This is a genomic window from Streptomyces sp. NBC_00876 (assembly GCF_045207435.1).
GTDB lineage: Bacteria > Actinomycetota > Actinomycetes > Streptomycetales > Streptomycetaceae > Streptomyces.
The window spans coordinates 2,283,510-2,308,580 of the sequence record NZ_CP108800.1; the positions used below are offsets into that span (position 1 = coordinate 2,283,510).

Consider the following 25,071-nt stretch of genomic DNA (forward strand, 5'->3'; position numbering starts at 1 on the left):
TCCGGGCCCCCGGACGCAGCCTCTCCGCTGTCTCGCGTACGTGCCTCGGCAGCCGGGGCCTCCTCACCGTCCGCGCCCTGCGCGATCGAGAAGGCCGAAACGGTGCAGCAGCCACAGCAGCGGGTCCTCGACCCGGTGCGGTCTCGGTCCGCCGGGCGGTACCGCGTCACCGCGCGGTGCGACGCCCAACGCCGAGAAGGCGAAGAGCTGACAGTCCGCGCAGGCTTCACGCAGCCGCTGGTCGATGCCGTCGCTCTGCCACAGCGCCAGCAGTGCCCGCAGTTCCGTGTCCACCGCCGAACGGTCGACTGCATCGAACCCGGGACCGGGGGAACGCACCCGGTGCAACGGCGAGTTGGGCGGCAGCTGCGGGGTGACCAGATCGAGTTTCGCCACCGCGACGGCGACCGGAATGCCGATCCGGCCACGGTCCAGGGATCCGGATCCGGCCGTCCGCAACCGGTCGAGCACGCGGTCCACCACCTGTGCGGAGCCCGCCGTCGGTGCCCGCCCGGCCGGCCGGGGCACGGCGCCGGGCAGATCCCGTGGGTCGAGCAGAAGCACGACGGCGTCCGCCCCGGCCAGCATCCGCAGCTCGCCCTCGGCCGGCTCCCCGGCCGCGAACTGCCGGTCGGACGTGTCCAGCAGCACGAACGTCAGGGCCCGCTCCCGCCGGCCCGTGCGACGGCTCAGGCGGTGTACGAGCGGGCGTGGGCTCCCGGGCGGATGGGCCGCGGGCAGCAGGCGCGCGTCCTCGTAGAGCGGCTGCTCGTACAGCCGCCGCACATCCGTGGCCGTACGGTCGTCGCAGGGCAGCAACGACATGCCCAGTTCCTCACCGAGGCGGTGCCGCAGCTCGTTCAGCGCGACGGCGGTGAAGGTGCTGCGTCCGCTGCCCGCCGGGCCGGCGAGGACCACGACGCGGCTGCGGTCCCGCAGATAGCCCTCGGGCAGCCGCTCGTCGCACCGCCCGCAGTGGGGCCGTGAGGTCGTACGGCCGCAGGAGTCGCAGAGCGCGGCCGGCAGAAGCGGATCGGCGGCGGACAGGCGCCGGCCGCCGCCGCAGCGCCCGCGGACGCATCGGAAGGCGATGTCGGCTCGTGTGATCCGCCGCAGGCACACCGGGCAGACCCAGCTGTCCGCGCCGCGGTTCAGGAAGGCCATCGGCTGCGCTCCGCCCGTCCGGCCGCGATCCGCAGCCGGCCCGTCGGGGGATCGACGAGGACGGCCTCCTCGCCGACGGCGAAGCAGCGCAGCCAGGGGGTGTGCCCCCGTGGCAGCCGGGCCGCGAGTACGGCCCGGCTGCCGGGCCCCAGTTCCACGGCACCGAGTTCGGCGAGCACTTCGCCGTCGCCGGCGGCGAGCGGCCAGGAAGGGCCCTGCGAGCCGATCAGCAGGAGTCCCGGCACACGTACCGGGACGGCTGACGTGAAGACCGCCCGCACCGACGGCCGTCCCGGCAGCCCTCGGCGGGTGAGCGTGTAGCCGATCTCGATCCGCGCGGGCAGTCGCACCCGCAGCGGTGCGCCCACCGCGCGCAGGCCCCGCACCCTGCCGACCGGGCGCACGTCGATCTCGACGGCCGCACCGTCGGGGACCGGGAAGCGGGCCCCGCCCCGGCGCAGATAGCCGAGGCGGGTGACCACGTGCCGGCGCGGAGCGCCGTCGGCGGCGGTCCAGGCCAGCTCCACCTCGCTCGGTCCGTCCGGCGGCCAGCCGAAGGTGACCACGGCCTCGCCCGGACCCCGGGCCGCCGTCACCTCGTTCAGCTCCGGGATCGCCACCACCAGCTCGCGGGCACCGGCCACGGCCCGGTCGCCGGCGACGGTGGCCGCCAGGACGACGCTGCTGTGCCGCGTCGGCCGGAAGCGCAGACCGCCGCTGAAGGGACGGGTCCTGATCCTGACGCCCTGGGCATCGAGCTCCGGGGGGCGCAGGCGCCGGCCCACCGCCCACGGCGGCGGGCCGTCGAAGGCGTAGAGCCGCACCTCGCCCTGCGTCGGCGCGAACCGGGCCTCGAACAGCGACCGTTCCTCGGGTACGGGAACGATGGCGAGGTCCATGACCGGCTCGGGCGGGCCGAACGGGGTCGCGGTCAGCCACACGCCCTCGGACGCCGACTCCGTGCCGTCGTCCTCGCGGTAGAGCGCCTGGACCAGGTAGCGGTACGCGACGCCGTTGGGCAGCCCCCGGTCGGTGAATCCGTTCCGCCGGGCGGCCACGGTCCGGTCCCGCCCGGGGCCGGACCACCGGGTGACCCGCACGGACTCGGCCTCGGCGGGCAGCTGCCATCGGGCCGTCACCACACCGTCCTCCGCCTCCGTCACAGCCGCCCGGACCTCCGGCCGGTACCGCAACGGGCCGCAGACGGCGAGGTCCGACAGCGGACCGTCCGCCTCGGCCGCGCGCCGGACCGCGACACCGTAGTGGACGGCCACGTTCACCGGGGCGTCGGTGTCCACCAGGCGGCACCCGCCCTCGGCCGGGGCTGCCAGCGGCACCCCGTCCGTCGCGAAGCGTGGTGCGCGCCCCACTCTGCGCACCACCACGTACTGCGGGATACCCGCGGTCGACGGGGTGGGCTCCCAGACGACCAGCACACCCCCGGGGTCCGCTGCCGCCGTCACCCGCGGGACCGGCCGCACGGTGAGCGAGCGCCGCACCTCGTCGATCCGGTGCAGGTCCCTGACCATGGCCTCGGCCTGGTCCAGCAGCGTCCAGGCGAGATCGGGCGCGTCGACGGAGCGAATGGAGGCGTGGGTGCTCAGCTGCCAGGCCTCGGCCAGCGTGTCGCGCACCTGTGCGGCCAGCGCCGCCGCCTCCTGCGGCAGAGCCTCCGGGGGGAGCCGGTCGAGGACGGCCGCAGCCTCGGAGAGCAGCCCGTCGGCGACGAGTGAGCGCAGCCGGGTGGTGACCGGATCGGCGGCCTGCTCGTGCAGCACGGCGAAGACCAGCCTGCGGGCCTCCGGCGGCGCCACCGACAGCTCGCCGGTGGCGTACCCGAGCAGGCTGCGCGCCCCCGCACGGGCCGCACGCCGCGCCCGCAGCGGCTCGGCCAGCTCGTGGAGCAGGACTGCTCGCAAGCCCTCGGGACCCGCGTCGCCGAGCACCTTGCGCGCGGCGGCGACGACGGCCTGTGCCGCCGTGTGGGCGGCGCTGTGCGGCAGGCGCCCCCAGCGCAGGGCGGCTGCCTCCAGTTCACTCTCCGTGGGACCGGGCCCGGTGAAGGGCCGTACCGGATCGGTCAGGCGCTCACCGGGTCCTTTCGCGGTGAGGAAGTCGGCGAGATGACGCAGGCGCAGCACGGCGAGGTGTCGTGCGCAGCGGGCGTAGGCGGGGTGCGGCAGGTCGCGGGGCAGCGGGTCGGGGGCGGCCACGACGATGGACAGGGTGGCCAGGGCGGTGTCCACACGTGCCGCGTCCGCCCCGTGGACGATGCAGGCCTGCCGCCGCGTCCCGTCGGTGATCAGCCCGAGTCCCTCCGCGGCCTCGGTGAGGGCCGCGGCCAGCTGCCCCGTCGCGGCGGCGGTGCGCCGGCTCTGCTCGGCGAGGGCGGCGTGCAGGGGGGCCAGATCACCGCCCTGCGCCGCCTCGAACAGCGCCTGGTGGACGAGATGGCCCGATTCCAGCTCCTCGATCACCGCCCGGTAGGTCAGCCTGGTGCGCTGGCGCCGCCAGCACGCCCGCACCGCCTGCACCGTCTCGACGACTGCCGGGGCGGACAACTGCTGCGGGAGCTGATAGCGGAGCCGCAGGTCCTCCTGGACCGGCAGGCCCGCGTCGAGCACCTCGCGCCGATAGCTCGGTTCGTCGAATGCCATGATCCGGCCGCGTCCGGCAGCCGTCAGGAGATCTGCTCGTGGCCCAGGGCGACGCGGGCCTCGTCCACGTCGTTCTGGGTCATGCCGCCGATCTGCACGGACAGATGGAGGCGTTCACCCGTCTCGCGTTCCGTGGCGACCACTTCGAGCAGACCCGAGCTGTTGAGCGAGAACTCGCAGGCGAACGGCCACCGGGCTGGTTTGCCCGGCGGGATGTCCAGGTTTCCCTCGGCGACCACGGTGTTGTGGTCGAGCTGCTCGGACTCGACGGCGCCCGCCTGTTCCATCACCTGGATGTGTACCCGGCGCTGGTTGGCCGAGACGGTGTAGAAGTCCTCGTTCACCGCGGCCGGCAGGCTGTCGTTCGCGTGGACGAGGTGGGTGACGTAGGAGCGGTCGGTCTCGGTGTCGAGCACGCGGATGCCGTAGCCGCGCGAGGCGACGGTCGAGACCTTGTACGCCTGCCGCGTGATCCGGCCGGTGTCGGGAACGTCAGGGGCCTCGGCGGCACTGAGCTCGCCGGAGCTGATGGCGTACAGGGCGCGGTCGAGGGCGTACAGCGCGGCGCCGCGGGCCACCGTCAGATCGGGGTTGTGCAGCTGGGGTTCGAAGCCGAACGCGTCCCGCAGCCGTTGTGCCACGGCGGGCATCTTGGACGCTCCGCCGACCAGCAGCACCTCGTCGAAGTGTGCGACCCCGCGTTCACCGGCGACGGCGAGGGTGCGCCGGGTGATCTCGACGGTCCGGTCGAGCAGGTCGGAGGTGAGCTCCTCCAGCAGCTCGCGGGTCAGCTCGACCTCGGTGACCAGGCCCTGGTGCATGACGCGGACGGTGTAGTTCGAGCGGAAGGAGAGGGCCTTCTTCGCCTCCTCGGCGTCCCGGCGTAACTGGGTCTCGGAGTGCTGGTCCGCCAACGGGTCCTCGGCATCGGGGAACTTGGCCCGGAAGGACTCCACCAGGTGCATCACGACGCGGTCGTCGAAGTCGGATCCGCCGAGCTCCTTGGCGCCGTCGGTGCACAGGACCTTCAGGTCCGTGCCGCGCAGCGTGAGCACGGTGGTGTCGAAGGTGCCGCCGCCCAGGTCGTAGACGAGGACGGTCCGGTCGCCCCCCGTGGTGGCGTCGAGTGCCCCGTAGTCGAGCGCGGCGGCGATGGGCTCCGCGACGATGTCCAGCACACGCAGGCCGGCGATCTCCCCCGCCTTGCGCGTGGCGTCCCGCTCCGCGAGTCCGAAGTAGGCCGGCACGGTGATGACCACGTCCCGGACCTCGGCGCCACCGCTGACCCGGGCGTCGTCGGCGAGTTTGCGCACGATGCGCGCGGAGATCTCCTCGGGCGTGAAGGGCCTGCCGTGGAATGTGCGTACCACGGACTCCCCCATGTCCCGCTTGATCAGCTGGACGACGTTCTCCGGGTCCAGCACCGCGGCGTCCTTGGCGCTCTGGCCGACGACGGTCTGGTCCTCGCTCTCGAAATACACCACGGAGGGAGTGGTGTCCGAACCCTCCAGGTTTCGCAGCACCGTGGGCCGGCCGACATCGTCGACACAGGCGACGCAGGAGTAGGTCGTGCCGAGATCGATTCCGTAGACGGCCATATGCGGATCCTCACCTGGGGCGGACAGCTGGAACGGTCGGAGGCCGGCCCGTCAGGGCGTCCAGTGCGTGACGAGAACTTCGGACTTGCGCACCACCCGGTCGCCCTGCTCGAAGCCCGCCGAGACGGCTCTGCCGACCGTGCGGTCCTGCTCCGGCGACGCGGCGGGGATGCGCCCGACCGGGCGGTGCCGCCGGGAGTCGTACGCCTCGCCCACCTGGGCCGCGTACCGGTCGACGCCGGTGGCCGCCAGAGCGTCCGCGGTCTCGTCCGCGAGCGCCCGCAGCAGGGTGCGCAGATCCTCGACGCTCAGGGGGGCATCGACCAGCTCCGCCTGCCGCTGGATCTGGTCGTGCAGGCGGATCAGCGGCCGGCGTACGACGTCGAGGGCGTGCTCGACCTCCCCGCGGCGCAGCTGTTCCACTTCCGTGTGCAGGCGCTCGATGACGCCCTCACGCAGTTGGGCGAGCTCCTGCTCCCGAGCAAGCGCGGCGACGAACTCCTGTGCCAGCTCGGGCAGTTCACCGTCCGTCTCGGCTGCGACCGCTTCGGCTGATGCCTCGGACATCGCTACCCCCATCCCACCGAAAGGTGACTACGAGCGTAGCTGCTGGAGTGCGGCCGGATGGCAGGGTCACGCATTTCGGTGTCCGCCGCCGGTCTCCTGCCGACAGGCCGGACGGGCGGCCGGGCGGCCGGGCGGGCGGGTCCCCCCTCCGGACCCGGCCCCGTTCCCCGCCCGTTCAGGCGCTGCGGAGCGCCGCGGTCGAGCCCCGTACCACCAGTTCCGGCTGGAAGACGTACTCCGTGCGCTGTACGGGACTGCCGCCGATCTCCTCCAGCAGCGCGCCCACCGCGGCCGCCGCCATCGCCTGCACGGGCTGGCGCACCGTGGTCAGCGGCGGGTCGGTGAACGCGATCAGCTGCGAGTCGTCGAAGCCGACCACGGACACGTCGCGCGGCACGTCGAGCCCGCGGCCCCGGGCGGCGCGCACCACGCCCAGCGCCATCAGGTCGCTGCCGCAGACGATCCCCGTGCACCCCCGGTCGAGCAGCGTGTCGGCCGCCACCTGGCCGCCCTCGACGCTGAACAGCGTGGAGCACACGAGGAGTTCGGCATCATCGCGGTCCAGCCCCAGCAGGGAGACCGCCGCGTCCACGAAGCCGTCCCGCTTGCGGCGGGAGGGCACATAGCGCTGCGGTCCGATCGCCAGGCCGACCCGGCGGTGGCCGAGTTCGGCCAGGTGCCCCACGGCCATCCGCACGGCGGCGTTGTCGTCGGGCGAGACGAACGGGGCGCTGATCCGCTCGTTGTAGCCGTTGATCAGCACGAACGGCACGCCGCGGTCGGTGAGCGCGGCATAGCGCGCCGGGTCGGCCGAGGTGTCGGCGTGCAGTCCGGAGAGGAACACGATGCCGCCGACGCCACGTTCGACGAGCTGCTCGACGAGCTCGTCCTCCGTGGCGCCGCCGGGCAGCTGGGTGCAGAGCACCGGGGTGTAGCCATGGCCCGCCAGGACCTGTTCGACCGACTGCGCGAACGCCGGGAAGATCGGGTTGGTGAGCTCGGGCGTCACCAGTCCGATCAGCCCGGCGCTGCGCCGGCGCAGCCGTACCGGGCGTTCGTAGCCCAGGATGTCGAGCGCCGCGAGCACCCGCTGACGCGTGGTGTCCGCGACGCCCGGCTTGCCGTTGAGCACCCGGCTGACGGTCGCTTCGCTGACCGAGGCCTGCCCGGCGATGTCCGAGAGCCTCAGTGCGCTGCCGGCCCTGGGCGGGGGGACGGTCACACCGTCCACCACACCGTGGTGTCGGCCGGCAGCTCGATCTCGGCGCCGTCGGTGGCGACCGGGGTGCTGGACAGCAGGATGCTGCCGCGCACGGGGATGCGGACGGGCGCACCGGTCGTGTTGACGGTGCAGACGAAGCCGGGGCGGGCGAGGACCAGTACGCCCTCGGGGCCGTCCAGCCACTCCACCGCGGTCCCGGCGCCGAGCCCCGGGTGCACCCGGCGGGCGGCGAGCGCGGCCCGGTACAGCTCCAGGGTGGAGCCGGCCACACCGGTCTGGGCCTCGATGCTCAGCTCGCCCCAGCCGGCGGGCTGCGGCAGCCAGCTGCCGCCCTCGCCGAAGCCGTACGAGCTGCCTTCGCGGGTCCACGGGATCGGCACCCGGCAGCCGTCGCGGAAGCCGTCCTGGCCCTCGGCCCGGAAGAACGACGGGTCCTGGCGGGCCTCGTCGGGCAGGTCGGTGACGTCGGGCAGGCCGAGCTCCTCGCCCTGGTAGACGTACGCGGAACCGGGCAGCGCCAGCATCAGCAGGCTGGCCGCGCGGGCCCGGCGCAGACCCAGCTCGCGGTCACCCGCGGTGCGGATCTGGGTGCCGAGGCCGGCCGGGTTGGCGAACCGGGTGGCGTGCCGGGTGACGTCGTGGTTGGAGAGCACCCAGGTGGTGGGGGCGCCGACCGGGCGCATCGCGTTCAGCGAGGTGTCGATGACGTCGCGCAGTGCGGCGGCGTCCCAGGCGGTCGACAGGTACTGGAAGTTGAAGGCCTGGTGCATCTCGTCGGGGCGCACGTAGTTGGCGGTGCGCTCGACGGTGGGCGTCCAGGCCTCGGCCACCGCGATCCGGTCGCCGGGGTACTCATCCAGGATGGTGCGCCAGCTGCGGTAGATCTCGTGCACACCGTCCTGGTCGAAGAACGGCATGACATCGTTTCCGAGCAGCTTCAGCTGGTCGTGCGCGCCCAGGTCGGGCAGCCCCTCGGCCTTGACGAGGCCGTGCGCGACGTCGACCCGGAAGCCGTCGACGCCCATGTCGAGCCAGAAGCGCAGGATCGAGCGGAACTCGTCGGCGACGGCCGGGTGCTCCCAGTTGAAGTCGGGCTGCTCGGGTGCGAAGAGGTGGAGGTACCAGTCGCCGGGCGTGCCGTCCGGGTCGGTGGTCCGGGTCCAGGCCGGTCCGCCGAAGATGGACTCCCAGTCGTTGGGCGGGAGTTCGCCGTCGGCGCCCTTGCCGGCGCGGAAGTGGTAGCGGTCGCGCAGTGCGGAGCCGGGGCCCTCGGCGAGCGCGCGCTTGAACCACTCGTGCTGGTCGGAGGAGTGGTTGGGCACCAGGTCGACGATGATCCGCAGGCCCAGGTCATGGGCGTCGCGGATCAGCGCGTCGGCGTCCAGCAGGCTGCCGAACATCGGGTCGATGGCCCGGTAGTCGGCGACGTCGTAGCCCGCGTCGGCCTGCGGGGAGGCGTAGAAGGGGCTGAGCCAGACCGCGTCGACGCCGAGGTCCTTGAGGTACGGGAGTCTGCTGCGTACGCCTGCGAGATCGCCCATGCCGTCGCCGTTGCCGTCGGCGAAGCTGCGCGGATAGACCTGGTAGATCACCGCGTCCTGCCACCAGCCGGTGCGGTGGCCCGGGGCGTCGTCGGACGTGCCGGTGGAGGGGGCAGCGAGGTGCTGGGTCATGTCGTCCCTGGGGTGTCTGGGTGGGGAGTGGCGCCGGGACCGGGTCGGGATGCCGGCGCCACCGTGACTTGGTGCGTGCGGGTCGTACGGCCGTGCTGTTGCCGGCGTTCAGCCCTTGACGGCTCCGGCGGACATGCCGGTGACCAGGTGCTTCTGCGCGAACAGGAAGACCAGGGCCGCGGGTATCGCGATCAGCACGGACGCGGCGGTCATCGGACCCCACTGGGCCCCGTACTGGTTGACGAACAGCTGGAGTCCGCCCGCGAGGGTGAGGTTGTCCTCGCCGACCATGAAGGCGGAGGCGTACGCGACCTCGCCCCAGGCGGTGATGAAGGAGTAGAACGCGGTGACGGCGAGGCCCGGCTTGGCGAGCGGCAGGATGAGCCGCCAGAACGTGCCGAACGGGGTGAGGCCGTCGACCTGGCCGGACTCGTCGATCTCGCGCGGGATGGTGTCGAAGAAGCCCTTCATCATCCAGGCGCAGAACGGCACCGAGATGGTGAGGTAGGTGATGACGAGACCGGCCGGCTTATTGAGCAGCCCCATCCCGGCCATGATGTTGTAGATCGGCACGATGAGGACGGCGACCGGGAACATCTGGGTGATCAGCAGCGTCCACATCAGTCCGCGCTTGCCGGGGAAGCGGAAGCGGCTGACGGCGTAGCCGGTGGAGGCGGAGACGATCACGCCGATCAGGGTCGTGAGGCCCGCGACGACCACCGAGTTGCCGAACCAGGTCAGGAACTTCGTGTTCTGGAGCAGGTTCGTGTAGTTCTCGAAGGTCGTCTCTTTGAAGAAGTCCGTGGTGGTCGCGAACGCGGCGGGCTTCAGCGAGGTGAGCAGGACCCAGAGCACGGGGAAGACCGCGATCACGGACGCGACGATCAGCGTCAGGTGCAGCGCCGTGGAGGCCAGCGGCGAACGCTCGCCGCGCAGCCGGACCTTGGGCGCGGAGCGCCGCGCGGCGTGGGTGGGTGCGGTGGTCACCAGTCGTCTCCCTGAGTGCGGAGGACTCGCCGGTACACGGCGGCGAAGAGCAGCAGGAGCACGAGGATCAGCACGCCCCATGTGGAGGACTGCGCGTAGTCGCGCGGGCTGATCTCGAAGGAGAACTTGTACGCCTGCGTCACCAGGATCTGGGTGGCGTCGCCGGGTCCCCCGCGGGTCAGCAGGAAGATCACCGGGAACATGTTGAAGGTCCAGATGGTGGAGAGCAGGATCACGGTCGTGGAGACCGGCCGCAGTCCGGGCAGCGTGATGTGGCGGAAGCGCTGCCAGGCGGTGGCGCCGTCCATCTCCGCGGCCTCGTAGTGCTCGCTGGGGATGGACTGGAGGCCGCCGAGGAGGGCGACCATCATGAACGGCACCCCGAGCCACACATTGACGGCGATGACGGAGATCTTCGCCCAGGTGGGGTCGTCGAGCCAGGCGATGCCGTCGAAGCCGCCGCCGGAGAGGATCTTGTTGAGCAGCCCGCGGTCCTCGTTGTAGAGGAAGCGCCAGGCGAAGACGGAGACGAAGCCCGGGATGGCCCAGGGCAGGATGAGTGCCATCCGGTAGGCGGAGCGCCCGGCGATCCTGCGGTTGAGGATGTTGGCGAGCGCCATGCCGAGGGCGAAGGTGATGGCCACGCAGGAGACCGTCCACACCAGGGTCCACCCGAGCGTGCCGAGGAACTGGTCGCCGGTGAGCGCGTCGGTGTAGTTGTCCAGGCCCACGAACTCGTACGTGGCGGGGCTGTGGTTGACACCGATGGACCGCGCGACGTTGCGCTCGTTGGCGTCGGTCAGCGACAGGTAGATGCCGCGGACCAGCGGATACCCGATGATCACGCCGATCACGACGACGACCGGTGCCACCATCGTCCAGGCGTACCAGTGCGTCGACAGGGCCCGCCGGAGCCTGCTGGGGGGCGGAGGGTTACCAGTACCGCGGCTCCGGCCGCGGGCGACGTCGTCGCCCGCGGCCTTCGCCACCGACTGGCTGGTGTGGACAGCCATCAGTCGGCCTGCCTTCCTGAGTTACTTCCAGCCCTTGAGGAGCTTGCGGTAGGAGTCGCCGGTCGTCTCGACGGCCTTCTCCGGGGAGGTCTGGCCGGTGAGGACCTTGGTGTACTCGGTGACGAGCGGCGCGAAGAGGCTGCCGGTCTCCGGGATCCAGGGGCGCTCGACGGCGCTCTCGACGACCGGCTTGAAGAAGCCGACGATCTCGTTGTCGACGACGGACTCCTCGGCGTAGGCGGAGGTGCGGGTCGGCAGGAGGTTGAGCTCCTTGGTGACCTGGGCCTGCGTCTTGACGGAGGTCATGTAGTCGACGAAGGCGTAGGAGGCGTCGAGGTTCTTGGAACCGGCGTAGACGGCCAGGTTGTGACCACCCTGCGGGGCACCCTGGGCGACGGAGCCGGCCGGGACCGGGGCGACGCCCAGGTTCGCCTTGTCCTTGAACTCCTTGCCGGTGTACGTGTCGGCGACGGCCCACGGGCCGTTGATCATCATCGCGACGTCGCCGTCCTTGAAGGACGACTGCATGTTCTCCCAGCCGTCCGTCGCGTCGGTCTTCGCGGCACCCGAGTCGACGAGGTCCTTGACGACCTTCATCGCCTTGACGCCGGCCGCGTTGTCGATGGTGACGGACTTGTTGCTGGCGTCGACCATGTCGCCGCCCTCGCCGTAGAGGAAGGACAGGAACCAGTACGCGTCGTCGCCGCGCAGGTAGAAGCCGGTCTTGCCGGTCTTGTCCTTGATCTTCTTCGAGACGGTCTTCAGCTCGTCGATCGACTTCGGGACCTCGACACCGGCCTCCTTGAAGATCTTCTTGTTGTAGAAGATGCCCATGGAGTCGATGACCTGCGGCACCGCGTACGTCTTGCCGTTGTACTTGGTGGATGCGACGGCCTGCTTCAGGAAGTCGTCCTGCTTCACCAGGGCGGTGGTGCCGTCCAGCGGGGCGAGGTAGTCGAGGTCCGCGAACTCGGGGGTCCAGGCGACCTCGGAGCGGATCACGTCGGGGGCGCCGGAGCCGGACTGCGCAGCGTTCTTGAACTTGTTCTGCGCATCACCGAAGGGCACGTTGACGTACTTGACGTCGACCTTCGGGTGCTCCTTCTCGAAGCCCTCGGCGATCTTCTTGAAGACCTTGTCCTCGCTGCCCGCGGTGGAGGTGTCCCACCACGTGACGGTGCCCGAGAGCTCGCCCGAGCCCTTGGTGGTGCCGTTGGAACCGTCGTCATCGCTGCCGCAGGCGGTCGCCGCGAGCGCCAGGGCCGCGACCAGGGCGGTGGCCGTTATGCCACGTCGCATCTGAACTCCTTCAACTGCCGTACCGCTCCGTCGCGGCGCCGGGTCGACGTGAACGTAACAAGGATGAAAGAAGGCCGAAAGAGTTTGCGGAAGATTTCTGCAAGCCCCGGCGATCGTTACATTCGCGTGTCCTCACGGTTGCCGTCAAGCCTCTTGACGGGAGCACCCTCTCCCTGGCAGGAGCAGGCCAGAGCCCGCAATTCCGTAGTGTGACGATCTGACCGCAGCCGACAGACCCGCCTCGCAAGGTCTTGCAAGATGTTGCCGTCGGGCGGCGGGACGTCTGTGCCCCGGGCGGCACATGAGCGCAATCTCCGGGCGCTGTCGCCCGATTCCAGTGCATGGTGGGCAATCCGACCCGCTCCCGGTACAGTCCAGTCCCATGACCGCACGGCTTGCCGATATCGCAACTCAGGCGGGGGTCAGCGAAGCTACGGTCAGCCGCGTACTGAACGGCAAGCCCGGTGTTGCTGCGGCCACCCGCGAATCCGTACTCGCCGCACTCGACGTCCTCGGCTACGAACGCCCCGTACGTCTGCGCAGGCGCAGCGCCGGACTCGTCGGTCTGATCACTCCCGAGCTCGAGAACCCCATCTTCCCGGCGCTCGCCCAGGTCATCGGGCAGGCACTGACGCGGCAGGGCTACACCCCGGTGCTGGCGACCCAGACCCCCGGCGGCTCCACCGAGGACGAGCTCACGGAGATGCTGGTCGACCGGGGCGTCTCCGGCATCATCTTCGTCTCCGGCCTGCACGCCGACACCTCGGCCGATATGCAGCGCTACGAGCAACTGCGCGCCCAGGGTGTCCCCTTCGTTCTGGTGAACGGTTTCTCGCCCAAGGTGCAGGCGCCGTTCATCTCACCGGACGACCGGGCCGCGATGCGGCTGGCGGTGACACACCTGGTCTCACTGGGCCACACCCGGATCGGCCTGGCGGTCGGACCGAAGCGCTTCGTCCCGGTGCTCCGCAAGATCGAGGGCTTCCACGCCACGATGCGGGAGCAGTTGAACCTCACCCCGGACGAGGTGGAGGAGCTGATCCAGCACTCTCTGTACACGCTGGAGGGCGGCCAGGCGGCCGCCTCGGCGCTGATGGAGCGTGGCTGCACGGCGGTCGTGTGCGCGAGCGACATGATGGCGCTCGGTGCGATCCGGGCCGCCCGCCGGCTCTCCAGGGACGTCCCGCGCGATCTGTCGGTGGTCGGCTACGACGACTCTCCGCTCATAGCGTTCACCGATCCGCCACTGACGACGATCCGGCAGCCGGTCACGGCGATGGGCCAGGCCGCGGTGCGCACGCTCCTGGAGGAGATCGGCGGCACACCCGCCCCGCACAGCGAGTTCGTCTTCATGCCGGAGCTGGTCGTGCGCGGCTCGACAGCCGCAGGTCCCGGCCCCGACGCGGTCTGACGCATCCCTCCGCCGCACCGGCCTTCCAAGGATCCCACGCCCGTCAGCAGCCCGCAGGACGTGCAACCCGCTCCCGACCCGAGGATCATCGGGCGAAGGGGGTAAATCTGGCAGACTCTATGCCTATGGGTGAATTGAGCGTGAAACCACAGGAAGGCCGCACGGAGGCCACCCCGTCACCCATCGTGAACGAGGCGGCTCCCGAGGCGAACGCGAAGCAGAACGGCAAGGCGAACCGGATCGGCAGACTGCTCGACCGCGGCCTGTCAGGACTCCGCTCCCCGCGGTCGCCCCGGCGGCCCCGCATCTGGTTCGAAATCCTGCTCATCGCGGTCAGTTACTGGCTGTACTCACTGGTGCGCAACGCCGTCCCCGAACAGAAGGCCGCGGCCCTGGCCAACGCGGACTGGCTCTGGTCGGTCGAGCGGTTCATGGGCATCGCCGTGGAGCAGTCGGTCAACCACGCCGTCAACTCGGTGACATGGCTGATCGTGTCGATGAACTACTACTACGCGACACTGCACTTCGTCGTCACCATCGGTGTGCTCGTGTGGCTGTTCCGCCGCCACCCCGGCCGCTACGCGGCAGCCCGTCTGGCGCTGTTCGCGACGACGGCGGTCGCGCTGCTCGGCTACTACCTCTACCCGCTGGCCCCGCCCCGGCTGATGAACGGCAGCAACTTCATCGACACGGTCATGGTCCACCAGACCTGGGGTTCGATGGCGTCGGGCAACTTCAAGAACATGTCGAACCAGTACGCGGCGATGCCGTCGATGCACATCGGCTGGTCGCTGTGGTGTGGCCTGACCGTCTTCGCCCTGGCCTCCGCGCCCTGGGCGCGCATCCTGGGCCTGGTCTACCCGATGGTCACGCTGCTCGTGATCGTGTCGACGGCGAACCACTTCTGGCTGGACGCGGTGGGCGGCATGGCCTGCCTGGCCTTCGGTTACGCGGTGTCGTACGCCTGGTACGGATCGCTTCCGCACCACCTGCCGAAACTGATCCCCCCGAAACCCACCCGCCGCCCCCGCCTGGCCGCCCTCACCACCCGCCCCCACACCCCCAAGACAGCGGCGGGCCGCAACTGAGCCCGGAGCATCTCAAGCCCCTCCGGAATTTCAAGCCCCTCCGGCGATTGAGGAGCGGGGACCCATCTCAGGCCCCTCCGGCGATTGAGGAGCGGGGACCCATCTCAAGCCCCTCCGGCGATTGAGGAGCGGGGTCCGGGGCAGCGCCCCGAAAACCCCGGCGCACCCGCACCCGCACCCGCACACGCACCGCCCCACCCGCACCGCCCCACCCGAACCCGGCCCCGCAAGGGGCCCCCTCACACCGCCCCGTAGAACCGCTCCTCCACCACCGCCCGCGCCCTCCGCGTAATCCGCCGGTAGTCGTCCAGCATGTCCCCGACATGCCCGGGCTCGTACCCGAGATACCGCCCCACCGCGGCCACCTCCCGCGCCCCGGAGGGGAACGTGTCGCCCGGCCGCCCCCGCACCAGCATCACCGCGTTGCGGACCCGCGTCGCCAGCACCCACGCCTCGTCCAGCGTCTGCGCCTCCTCCCCCGGGATGAGCCCGGCCGCACACGCCGCGGCCAGCGCCTCCCGGGTCCGGGTGGTCCGCAGCCCGGGAACCGCCCAGCCGTGCTGCATCTGCATCAGCTGGACCGTCCACTCGACGTCGCTCAGCCCGCCCCGCCCCAGCTTCGTGTGGAGCGTCGGGTCCGCGCCGCGCGGCAGCCGCTCGGACTCCATCCGTGCCTTCAGCCGCCGGATCTCACGGACCGCGTCCTCGCCCAGCCCCTCCACCGGGTACCGCAGCGGGTCGATGAGCTCGATGAAGTCGCGGCCCAGGTCCAGGTCGCCCGCCATCGGCTGGGCGCGCAGCAGGGCCTGGCTCTCCCAGACCAGCGACCAGCGCCGGTAGTACGCCTCGTACGACTTCAGGGTGCGCACCAGCGGTCCGCTCTTGCCCTCGGGGCGCAGATCCGCGTCGATGAGCAGCGGCGGGTCCGCGGTGGGCAGCTGGAGGAGCCTGCGCATCTCGGCGACCACCCGGTTCGCGGCCCGGCTCGCCTCCTGGTCGTCGACGCCGTCCCGGGGCGCGTGCACGAACAGGACGTCCGCGTCGGAGCCGTAGCCGAGCTCATGGCCGCCGAATCGGCCCATGCCGATCACCGCGAACCGGGTGGGCAGGGTGTCGCCCCACTCCGCGCGGACGGCGGCGCGCAGCGCCCCGGCGATCGTGACGGCGTTCAGATCGGTGACCGCGCTGCCGACCCGGTCGACGAGGGCCCCGGGGTCGGGTTCGGCGGGGTTCTCCTCCGTGCCGTAGGAGCCGATGAGGTCCGCGGCCGTCGTACGGAACAGCTCGCGCCGGCGCACTCCGCGCACCACCGCCACCGCCGATTCCGCGTCCTCGGCGCGCCCCACCGCGGCCAGCACCTCCTGCTCCAGGTGGTCCCGGCTGCGCGGCTTCAGTCCCTGCGGGTCGCCCAGGATCGCGACCGCCTCGGGGGCGCGCAACAGCAGGTCGGGGGCGAGCCGGCCGGCCGACAGGACCCGGGCGAGGTTCTCCGCGGCCGCGCCCTCGTCCCGCAGCAGCCGCAGGTACCAGGGGGTCTTGCCGAGCGCGTCGGACACCTTGCGGAAGCCGAGCAGTCCGGCGTCCGGGTCGGCGGAGTCGGCGAACCAGCCGAGCAGCACCGGCAGCAGCGTGCGCTGGATGGCGGCCTTGCGCGACACCCCGGAGGACAGGGCCTCCAGATGCCGCAGGGCGGCCGCCGGGTCCTCGTAGCCGAGGGCCCCCAGCCGGTGTGCGGCGGCCTTCGTGCTGAGCCGGGACTCGCCCGGCGCGAGCTGGGCCACCGCGTCGAGCAGCGGCCGGTAGAACAGCTTCTCGTGCAGCCTTCGCACCACGGAGGCGTGCCGCTTCCAGGCCTGGTTGAGCTCGGCGATGGGGTCGGTGCGCATGCCGAGGCTGCGTCCGAGCCGCCGCAGGTCCGGCTCGTCCTCCGGGACCAGATGGGTGCGGCGCAGCCGGTAGAGCTGGATGCGGTGTTCCATCGCGCGCAGGAAGCGGTAGGCGTCGTCCATCTGTACGGCGTCCACCCGCCCCACGTATCCGCCCTCGGCGAGCGCTCCCAGCGCCTCCAGGGTCGATCCGCTGCGCAGGGTGGGGTCGCTGCGGCCGTGTACGAGCTGGAGCAGCTGGACGGCGAATTCGACGTCGCGCAGTCCGCCGGGACCGAGTTTGATCTCGCGGTCGACCCGGTCGGCGGGGATGGTGTCGATGACGCGGCGGCGCATCTTCTGGACGTCGGGGACGAAGTTCTCACGGTCCGCGGCCTGCCAGACGAGCGGTGAGACGGCCTCGACGTACTGGGCGCCCAGCTCGGGGTCGCCGGCGACGGGCCGGGCCTTGAGGAGCGCCTGGAACTCCCAGGTCTTGGCCCAGCGCTGGTAGTAGGCGAGGTGCGAGGAGAGCGTGCGCACCAGGGGACCGTTGCGGCCCTCCGGGCGGAGGTTGGCGTCGACGGGCCAGATGGTGCCCTCGACGGTCGTGTCGGAGCAGATCCGCATCATGTGCGCGGCGAGCCGGGTGGCGGCCTGGATGGCCTTGCTCTCCTCGGCGCCGTCGACGGGTTCGGCGACGAAGATGACGTCGACGTCGGACACGTAGTTCAGCTCGTGACCGCCGCATTTGCCCATGGCGATGACGGCGAGCCGGCACAGCGCGGCGTCGGCGGGGGCGGCCGCGCGGGCGATGGCGAGCGCGGCCCGCAGTGTCGCCGTGGCCAGGTCGGCCAGCTCGGCGGCGGTCTCGGCGACGTCCGTCGTGCCGCACACGTCACGGGCCGCTATCGACAGCAGGCACCGCCGGTAGCCGACACGCAAGGCGTCCTGGTCGTCGGCCCCGGCCAGCTCGTGCTCGAACTCGGCCACTCCGGGGTGCAGATCCGCGGCCTCGTACGTGACGAGGGCCTGCCAGTCGCGCGGGTGGCGGGCCAGGTGGTCACCGAGCGCCTCGGACGCCCCGAGCACACCGAGCAGCCGGTCCCGCAGGGGCTTGGCGGTGACGAGGGTGTCCAGCAGGACCTGCCGCTCGGCGGGCTCCTCGGCCTCGACGAGCCGGACGACGCCGCGCAGTGCGAGATCGGGGTCGGCGGTGGCGCCGAGGGCCTCGAGGAGAACCGGGTCGGACCGTACGGTGGACAGGTCCGGCAGGTCGAGCAGCCGCTCGGCGGCGGACGGATCGGTGAATCCGTGCCGCAGCAGTCGGGTGAACGTGCTGCTCCTGCGCCCCGGCAACGTCGTCATTCCGCGCTCCTGCCCGCCGCCCGATCACCTTCCAGTCTTCCGAGCCTAGCCGGGCCCTGATGTTCCCGTGGAGTGCCCGGCACGTTTCATGACCCCGGTCCTTGGTGCGGGGTTCCGTCCTCAATCGCCGGACGGGCTTTGGTGCGGGTGCCCCCGCGGGGCGCCGTGGCCCGGTGGGTGGGGGTCCGGCGTGCGTCTGCGACAGTCTCAGAGCCGGTGTGCAGACGCGACTGATGCAGGGTGGGGGCGTGCAGGGGAGTCCCCGCAGAAAATGGCGTACGACCCGGGTCCCCGTTCGTCGTCGGGTGCACACGCCATTTTTGAGGAGTCTCCCCGGAGGGCCCCCACCCCCACCCACGGTGGGGGCGCGCACCCCACGGGGAAACCCGCACCAATCAAGCCCGTCCGGCGATTGAGGACGGAACCCCCCGCCCCGGCAAGGGGCGCGTCCCGATGACGACGGTGGCGCAGAGCTCCTCGGAGGTGACCACCCGCGGGACGAGTCCGCTGCTGCCCACTGCCTCCTCGGCCCGTGCCGCCTGCCGCTCGCTGGTCTCGACGAGCAGGCTGCCACCGGGGGCGAGCCACCGCGGCGCCCCGGCGGCCACCCGTCGCATGACGTCGAGGCCGTCGCCCCCTCCGTCGAGGGCGACGAGCGGTTCGTGGACGCGCGCCTCGGCGGGCAGCAGGGCGACATCGCCGGTCGGTACGTACGGCACATTGGCGAGGAGCACGTCGACGCGCCCGCGCAGGGAGCCGGGCAGGGGGGCGAAGAGGTCGCCCTCGTAGACCCGGCCCAGGTCGCCGATGTTGCGCCGGGCGCAGCGCACGGCGGCGGGTTCGACGTCGGCGGCGTGGAGTTCGACCCCGTCCAGCGCCGCGGCGAGTGCGGCGCCGAGCGCGCCCGAACCGCAGCAGAGGTCGACCACGACGGCCGGGCTCGGGGCCAGTTCCGCGGCCTGGCGGATCAGGAATTCGGTGCGGCGGCGGGGGACGAAGACGCCGGGGTCCACGGCGATCCGCAGACCGTTGAACTCGGCCCAGCCGAGGACGTGTTCCAGGGGATGGCCGGCGATCCGCCGTTCCGCCATGGCGGCGAGTTCGGCGGGGTTCGTCGCGGTGGAGGCGATGAGGGCGGCCTCGTCCTCGGCGAACACGCAGCCGGCGGATCGGAGGGTGGTGACGAGGGAGGAGAGGGCGAGGGATGACAGCGGGACCGGCATGGAGCGGAGCCTTTCGGAAAATGCCGATGGGTGCTCCGCGGCCGGTTACGTCCGGTCGGCCACACGTTCATGAGGGGTGAGCACCCAGCCTGATACAGCGGTAATGGGTCCCACCTCCTTCGGTACGTCCCCGTGCGGGGATGCGAAACACTACCCCAGCCGGGCCCCGGTCAACGCTTCCCGGGCCGCCAGTCGTTGCCGCCGTCGATGAGGCGGTTGTGGACGGCGATCGAGGTGTTGGCCGCGCGGATGTTGCGGATCTCCGCGCTGTGGTGGCGTTCGATCTGCTGGCCGTCGAAGTTCTCCGTACGGCGCTGCCTGCGTGTCAGCCTCACGATCAGAAAGACGATCGTGGCGAGCAGCAGCCCGAGCAGTACCAGGACTTCGGTCATCGGTTTCCCCCGTCCACGGCCCGTTCCGGCACGGCAGCCGTACGGCCATTGTCGGTGATCGGACAGGTCCGGTCCACCTCGATTCAGTCCACCTCGATTCAGTCCTCCGTCGGCACACAGAGCACCGGAACGGCCGACAGGTGCAGGAGCTTGTGCGGGGTGGAGCCGAGCAGTGCCCCGCGTATCGGGCTCTCGCCCCAGCTGCCCACCACGATGACGCGCGCCCCGTGGCGTGCGGCGGCCGCGATCAGGGCCTGCGCCGGACTCCGGTCGATGACCTCGACGGTGGCCGGCACGCCCGCCTCCTCGGCTGCGGCGAGCGCACGCTCAAGACCCGACCGTCCGGCCTGGCGGACGGCCTCGTAATGGGCCCGGTACTCCTCGCCGGAGGGGCCGGGCGGCGCCGCCCCGTAGACCAGGACCAGCGGTTCGCCGTACGCGGCGGCCACCTCGATCGCGATGCGCAGGGCGCGTGCGGCGCCGGGTGACTCGTCGTAGCCGAGGACCACGGACATCTCAGGACTCCTTGCCGTGGACCAGGCCGGGGTCGACCACACCGCGGCGCTCGTTCCAGAACACGGGCGACCTCAGCCGCCACACCACCATCAGCAGCACACCGGCGGCGCTGATGCAGATGCCGATGACGAGCGGCGGTCCGAGGCCGAACCACGAGGTGCCGCTGTAGGAGTTGGCCGGGTCCGACATGTCGATGACGGACCGCACGAGCAGCCAGGTCAGCAGACCGGATCCGATCAGCGGGCCGAGGCCGATGAGCAGGAAGCTCCGTACGCTCTCGGTCAGATGGCGCCGGTAGTAGACCGCGCAGGCCACTCCGGTCAGCGCGTAGTAGAAGGCGATCAGCAGGGACAGCGCCGTCAGCGAGTCGAAGAGGGCGTTCTCGCTGATCCGGTTGACGACGAGGTACCAGGCGATGGCGATGCCGGCCACCCACCAGGTGCTCACGTCGGGTGTCCGGAACCGCGGGTTGATCCGGGCGAAGTGCTCCGGCAGCGCGTGCCTGCGGGCCATCGACAGCGCGGTGCGGGAGGCGGGGATGATGGTGGTCTGGGTCGAGGCGAGCGCGGACGTCGCGACCGCGAGCAGGACGACCCAGTCCCAGCCGCCCATGACCTGGCGGGCGAGCAGCGCGAAGACGAACTCCTCCTCGCCGGCGTTCTCGGCCAGATACGCCGTTCCGGCGAACGCGACGACCGCGAAGCCGACGGACAGATACGTCACCAGCAGGATGACGGTCGACCACACACCGGCCTTGCCGGGGGCGGTCGCCGAGTCCTCGACCTCTTCGGTGAGGTTGACGGCCGATTCCCAGCCCCAGTAGATGAACACCCCCAGCAGCAGCCCGCTGGTGAGGGCCGCACCGCCCGCTCCGAAGGGGTTGAGCCACGAGGCCGAGGGGTGGATGGAGTCGAACGACGTCGTGCCCGCGTAGACGCGGTAGAGCGCGACGACGACGAAGATCAGCAGGAAGGCCACCTGGGCCAGGATCAGGACGTTCTGCACCTTGGCCGACAGCTCGGTGCCGATGACGCACAGGCCCGTCATCACCAGGATCAGGATGACGGTGAGCAGTTGGCGTACGAAGGTGTTGTCGGCCCAGCTGTCGAGTCCGACGGCCAGCAGACCGAAGCTGACGGCGACGTCCGCCAGGGACCCCACCACGAGCACCCCGGTCATCGTGATGGCCCATCCGCCGAGCCACCCGGTCCACGGCCCCATCGCGCGGGTCACCCAGGAGAACGTCGTCCCGCAGTCCTGGTCGACCCTGTTCAGGTAGTAGAACGCCGACGCGATGAAGAGCATCGGTACGAAGGAGGCGAAGAGCACGCCGGGTGCGTAGATGCCGACGAGCGCCACGATCGGCCCGATGACGGCCGCCACGGAGTAGGCCGGGGAGGTGGCGTTCAGTCCGATGACGAGCGCGTCGACGAAGCCGATCGCGTTGGCCTTCAGGGTGGCCGGCCGCGCTGGTTCGGCAAGGTCCTTCGCCATGTGCCCTCGCTACGGTCACGGGCCCGGGAATGAGGTGGAACATGCGTTTCTGATGCTATTGAGGCGGCTCCGGGTGCGCACATCCACGGACCGGCCGTGCGGCGGATGTACGCACCACCGTTCACTGCTCGCGGATGCCCCAGGGTGCGCCGTACTCGGTCAGCAGGTCCAGGAACGGCCGGGGCGGCAGGGCCTCGGGGCCCAGCACCCCGCTGCCGCTCCAGACGCCGCCCGCGATGAGTTCGAGTGCGGCAACCGGGTTGATCGCGGTCTGCCAGACGACCGCCTGGGAGCCGTACTCCCGCATCGACCACTGGTTGTCGACGACGTGGTAGAGGTAGACCTCCCGCGGCCGGCCGTCCTTGAGGCCCTTCACCCAGGTCCCCGCGCAGGTCTTGCCGTGCATCCGCTCGCCGAGTCCGGCCGGGTCGGGCAGACAGGCGGCGACCACGTCACGGGGCGAGACCGCGGCCCGGCCGGGACCGCTCTGCACGGACACGGGTTCGGTCCGGTCCAGCCCCAGCATGTGGAGCGTACGGAGCACCCCGATGAACTCGTCGCCGAGCCCGTACTTGAACGTGACCCGACGGGCCTTCAGCCATCGCGGGACGAGCAGCACCTCCTCGTGCTCCACGTTGACGCACTCGACGGGCCCGATGCCTTCGGGGAAGTCGAAGATCTCCGGCTCGCTGAAGGGCGCCGTGGTGTACCAGCCGCGCTCCTGCTCGTACACCACCGGCGGGTTCAGGCACTCCTCGATGGTCGTCCAGATACTGAAGGACGGGGCGAAGTCGTAGCCGTCCACGGTGAGGTTCGCTCCGTCGCGGATCCCGATCTCCTCGATCTCGTCGAAGAGTTCGTCGGAGGCGTACCGGGCGAACACATCGGAGAGGCCGGGCTCCACACCCATGCCCACGAGCGCGAGCCGTCCCGCCGCCTCCCACTCCGCGGCGCGTTCGAACTGCGCGTCGCCGAGCTTGACCCCGCATTCCTCGTACGGACGGGAGGGATGCGGCCGGGACAGGGACATGGCCATGTCGAGGTAGTGCGCGCCGCTGTCGAGAGCCGCCTCGAAGAGGGGGAGCACGAAACGGGGATCGGTGGCGTTGAGCAGTACGTCGCAGCGGTGCTCGCGAAGGGCGGCACGCACGGCCGCACCGTCCGAGGCGTCCAGCCGGACAGCGCCGAACCGGTCCCCCCGCTCCCCCAGGGCCGCGACGGCGCTCTCGGCCCGCCCGGGGTCGTAGTCGGCGACGGTCATGTGCTCGAAGAACGGCCGGCGGGCCGCGATCCTTGTGATCGCCGTGCCGACGCCTCCGGCTCCGACCAAGAGGACGCGCATGGGACACCACTCCTTCAGCTGTTCGGACGATCTGCCGGGATCGTCTCAGGCGCAGTGCTCGATCTGCGAGGTGTTCATCCCGGCGAGGAACTCGGCCTTGACGTCCCGCTTCCTGTTCCGGCGTCGGTCAGCGGCGTGACCCACCGGACGGTGCACCCGTCCATCGCTCCCACGTCGATGCAGTCGCCGTCGGGAAACGTCAGTGTGATGTCGTGGATGGGGAGGTGCCCGTGGTTGGCGATGCTCAGGGTCTCCGTACCGTCGGCGTTCGACTGCCGGATGAAGCTGTTCCTGACCGCCTGCTCGCGATCCGCCTGCCGCTGCGCCTTGTTGCTCGCGTCACGCGCCTGCATCAGGCTCAGGGCGGACACGACGAGTGCCGGCACGGCGACCGCGGCGGCGATCCGTTCCGTGCGCAGGCGGCGGCGCGGCGGCGGTTCAGCAGGTGCCATGGATCCACCGTCGGCGGACCCGCGGCGCCACGCCTGCGGAGCGCGTCCTTCCGGGGCCGGCTCCGGCCCGGCCTCCCGCGGCCGACGGCCGGATCGCGAGGCACCGGGGGAACGGGACGTCGGCGGCGAACCCGTCAGACACCTTCGGGCCGACGGTGCGAGACCGCCGGCCCGAGGCCGTACACACATCCACCGGCGCCGGCGGCGCCTACAGCACCGGCAGCAGCGCCTTCAGCTCGAAGGCCGTGACCTCGCTGCGGTACTCCTCCCACTCCTGCTTCTTGTTGCGCAGGAAGAAGTCGAAGACGTGCTCGCCGAGCGTCTCGGCGACCAGCTCGCTCTTCTCCATCAGCGCGATCGCCTCGCCCAGGTTCTGCGGCAGCGGCTCGATGCCCATCGCGCGGCGCTCGGCGTCGGACAGGGCCCAGACGTCGTCGTCGGCGCCGGCCGGGAGCTCGTAGCCCTCCTCGATGCCCTTGAGGCCCGCGGCCAGGAGCACCGCGTACGTCAGGTAGGGGTTGGCGCCGGAGTCGATGGAGCGGACCTCGACGCGGGCCGAGCCGGTCTTGCCGGGCTTGTACATCGGGACCCGGATCAGCGCGGAGCGGTTGTTGTGGCCCCAGCAGATGTACGAGGGGGCCTCGCCGCCGGCGCCCGCGGCGCGGGAGGAGCCGCCCCAGATGCGCTTGTAGGAGTTGACCCACTGGTTGGTCACGGCGGAGATCTCCGCGGCGTGCTTGAGCAGGCCCGCGATGAAGGAGCGGCCGACCTTGGAGAGCTGGTACTCGGCGCCGGACTCGTAGAACGCGTTGCGGTCGCCCTCGAAGAGGGAGAGGTGGGTGTGCATGCCCGAGCCGGGGTACTCCGAGAACGGCTTCGGCATGAACGTCGCCTGCACGCCCTGCTCCAGCGCGACCTGCTTCATGACCAGGCGGAACGTCATGATGTTGTCGGCGGTGGAGAGCGCGTCCGCGTACCGCAGGTCGATCTCCTGCTGGCCGGGGGCGCCCTCGTGGTGGCTGAACTCGACCGAGATGCCCATCGATTCGAGCATGGTGATCGCCTGGCGGCGGAAGTCCATGCCGACGTTCTGCGGGGTGTGGTCGAAGTAGCCGGAGCTGTCCGCGGGGGTGGGGCGGGTGCCGTCGACCGGCTTGTTCTTCAGCAGGAAGAACTCGATCTCCGGGTGGGTGTAGAAGGTGAAGCCCAGGTCGGAGGTCTTGGCCAGGATGCGCTTGAGCACGTAGCGCGGGTCGGCGAAGGACGGCGAGCCGTCGGGCATCAGGATGTCGCAGAACATCCGGGCCGTGCCGGGGGCCTCCGCGCGCCAGGGCAGGATCTGGAACGTGGCCGGGTCCGGCTTGGCGATCATGTCCGACTCGTACACCCGGGCGAAGCCCTCGATGGCCGAGCCGTCGAAGCCGATGCCCTCGTCAAACGCCTGTTCCAGCTCGGCAGGGGCCACGGCGACGGACTTGAGGTAACCGAGCACATCGGTGAACCACAGCCGAACGAACCGGATGTCACGCTCCTCAAGTGTCCTGAGGACGAATTCCTGCTGCTTGTCCATAGCCACATCCTTGCAGTTCAGACGGTCCGTGCACCACCTCCCGGGGTAGGGGAGCGCCCCCAGTATCGCGACCCCGGATTTCCCCCAGATTACGCACCCGGCGTGAGATGGAGCACTCGGCCACCCACTACGATCGACGGCCATGGTGTGCAAGGGGCTCGGCGGTCTCG

At 71.1% G+C, this 25,071-nt stretch carries 19 protein-coding genes; 2 read left to right on the plus strand and 17 right to left on the minus strand.

Annotated elements, in window-relative coordinates; all coding sequences use genetic code 11:
• Window positions 1-63: 63 nt before the first annotated feature.
• The 9 genes from OG782_RS10025 to OG782_RS10065 all read right to left on the minus strand — a co-directional run bounded on the left by OG782_RS10025 (window position 64) and on the right by OG782_RS10065 (window position 12,180).
• Window positions 64-1,164, minus strand: a complete 1,101-nt coding sequence (locus OG782_RS10025; protein ID WP_406449435.1) for a hypothetical protein — start codon at window positions 1,162-1,164, stop codon at window positions 64-66.
• A complete protein-coding gene (locus OG782_RS10030; RefSeq protein WP_406449437.1) occupies window positions 1,152-3,821 on the minus strand; it encodes a hypothetical protein in 2,670 nt (889 codons plus the stop codon). Before OG782_RS10030 ends, OG782_RS10025 begins: the two co-directional genes overlap by 13 nt.
• Before the next feature lie 23 nt (window positions 3,822-3,844).
• Window positions 3,845-5,419 carry an Hsp70 family protein gene (locus tag OG782_RS10035; protein ID WP_406449439.1) on the minus strand — a complete coding sequence of 525 codons (1,575 nt, stop codon included), beginning with the start codon at window positions 5,417-5,419 and terminating at the stop codon, window positions 3,845-3,847.
• Window positions 5,420-5,470: 51 nt separating this feature from the next.
• Window positions 5,471-5,986 (minus strand): nucleotide exchange factor GrpE, encoded by a 516-nt coding sequence (gene grpE, locus OG782_RS10040; protein WP_406449441.1) that lies wholly within the window; start codon window positions 5,984-5,986, stop codon window positions 5,471-5,473.
• 175 nt (window positions 5,987-6,161) lie between these two features.
• On the minus strand, window positions 6,162-7,220 hold the full coding sequence (locus OG782_RS10045; RefSeq protein WP_406449443.1) for a LacI family DNA-binding transcriptional regulator: 1,059 nt from the start codon (window positions 7,218-7,220) through the stop codon (window positions 6,162-6,164).
• Complete coding sequence (locus OG782_RS10050) at window positions 7,205-8,881, minus strand: glycoside hydrolase family 13 protein (protein WP_406449445.1); 1,677 nt, start codon at window positions 8,879-8,881, stop codon at window positions 7,205-7,207. The genes OG782_RS10045 and OG782_RS10050 overlap by 16 nt, the downstream gene beginning before the upstream one ends.
• A gap of 108 nt (window positions 8,882-8,989) precedes the next feature.
• Complete coding sequence (locus OG782_RS10055) at window positions 8,990-9,871, minus strand: sugar ABC transporter permease (RefSeq protein ID WP_406458967.1); 882 nt, start codon at window positions 9,869-9,871, stop codon at window positions 8,990-8,992.
• Entirely contained in the window at window positions 9,865-10,881 is a 1,017-nt protein-coding gene (locus tag OG782_RS10060) for a carbohydrate ABC transporter permease (protein WP_406449447.1), read from the minus strand. Before OG782_RS10060 ends, OG782_RS10055 begins: the two co-directional genes overlap by 7 nt.
• A gap of 21 nt (window positions 10,882-10,902) precedes the next feature.
• Window positions 10,903-12,180 (minus strand): extracellular solute-binding protein, encoded by a 1,278-nt coding sequence (locus tag OG782_RS10065; protein ID WP_406449449.1) that lies wholly within the window; start codon window positions 12,178-12,180, stop codon window positions 10,903-10,905.
• A 382-nt stretch (window positions 12,181-12,562) separates the two neighbouring features.
• Between OG782_RS10065 and OG782_RS10070 the strand changes: the two genes are divergently transcribed.
• Together OG782_RS10070 and OG782_RS10075 are read left to right on the plus strand one after the other, a co-directional pair.
• The gene (locus tag OG782_RS10070; RefSeq protein ID WP_406449451.1) at window positions 12,563-13,591 is read left to right on the plus strand and encodes a LacI family DNA-binding transcriptional regulator; all 1,029 of its coding nucleotides are present in this window, start codon (window positions 12,563-12,565) and stop codon (window positions 13,589-13,591) included.
• A gap of 185 nt (window positions 13,592-13,776) precedes the next feature.
• Window positions 13,777-14,679 carry a phosphatase PAP2 family protein gene (locus OG782_RS10075; protein WP_406458969.1) on the plus strand — a complete coding sequence of 301 codons (903 nt, stop codon included), beginning with the start codon at window positions 13,777-13,779 and terminating at the stop codon, window positions 14,677-14,679.
• Between the two features lie 239 nt (window positions 14,680-14,918).
• Here OG782_RS10075 and OG782_RS10080 read toward each other — a convergent pair whose 3' ends face one another.
• From OG782_RS10080 to glnA, 8 genes are all read right to left on the minus strand, one after another.
• Complete coding sequence (locus OG782_RS10080) at window positions 14,919-17,912, minus strand: bifunctional [glutamine synthetase] adenylyltransferase/[glutamine synthetase]-adenylyl-L-tyrosine phosphorylase (RefSeq protein WP_406449453.1); 2,994 nt, start codon at window positions 17,910-17,912, stop codon at window positions 14,919-14,921.
• A 395-nt stretch (window positions 17,913-18,307) separates the two neighbouring features.
• A complete protein-coding gene (locus OG782_RS10085; protein ID WP_406449455.1) occupies window positions 18,308-19,135 on the minus strand; it encodes a putative protein N(5)-glutamine methyltransferase in 828 nt (275 codons plus the stop codon).
• Between the two features lie 170 nt (window positions 19,136-19,305).
• A complete protein-coding gene (locus tag OG782_RS10090; protein ID WP_406449457.1) occupies window positions 19,306-19,527 on the minus strand; it encodes a hypothetical protein in 222 nt (73 codons plus the stop codon).
• 98 nt (window positions 19,528-19,625) lie between these two features.
• On the minus strand, window positions 19,626-20,042 hold the full coding sequence (locus OG782_RS10095; protein WP_406449459.1) for a universal stress protein: 417 nt from the start codon (window positions 20,040-20,042) through the stop codon (window positions 19,626-19,628).
• Window position 20,043: 1 nt separating this feature from the next.
• On the minus strand, window positions 20,044-21,537 hold the full coding sequence (locus OG782_RS10100; protein WP_406449461.1) for an APC family permease: 1,494 nt from the start codon (window positions 21,535-21,537) through the stop codon (window positions 20,044-20,046).
• 121 nt (window positions 21,538-21,658) lie between these two features.
• Window positions 21,659-22,879 (minus strand): saccharopine dehydrogenase family protein, encoded by a 1,221-nt coding sequence (locus tag OG782_RS10105; RefSeq protein WP_406449463.1) that lies wholly within the window; start codon window positions 22,877-22,879, stop codon window positions 21,659-21,661.
• A 74-nt stretch (window positions 22,880-22,953) separates the two neighbouring features.
• A complete protein-coding gene (locus OG782_RS10110) occupies window positions 22,954-23,331 on the minus strand; it encodes a hypothetical protein (protein ID WP_406449464.1) in 378 nt (125 codons plus the stop codon).
• Between the two features lie 208 nt (window positions 23,332-23,539).
• Complete coding sequence (glnA, locus tag OG782_RS10115) at window positions 23,540-24,901, minus strand: type I glutamate--ammonia ligase (RefSeq protein WP_406449466.1); 1,362 nt, start codon at window positions 24,899-24,901, stop codon at window positions 23,540-23,542.
• Window positions 24,902-25,071 lie beyond the last annotated feature (170 nt).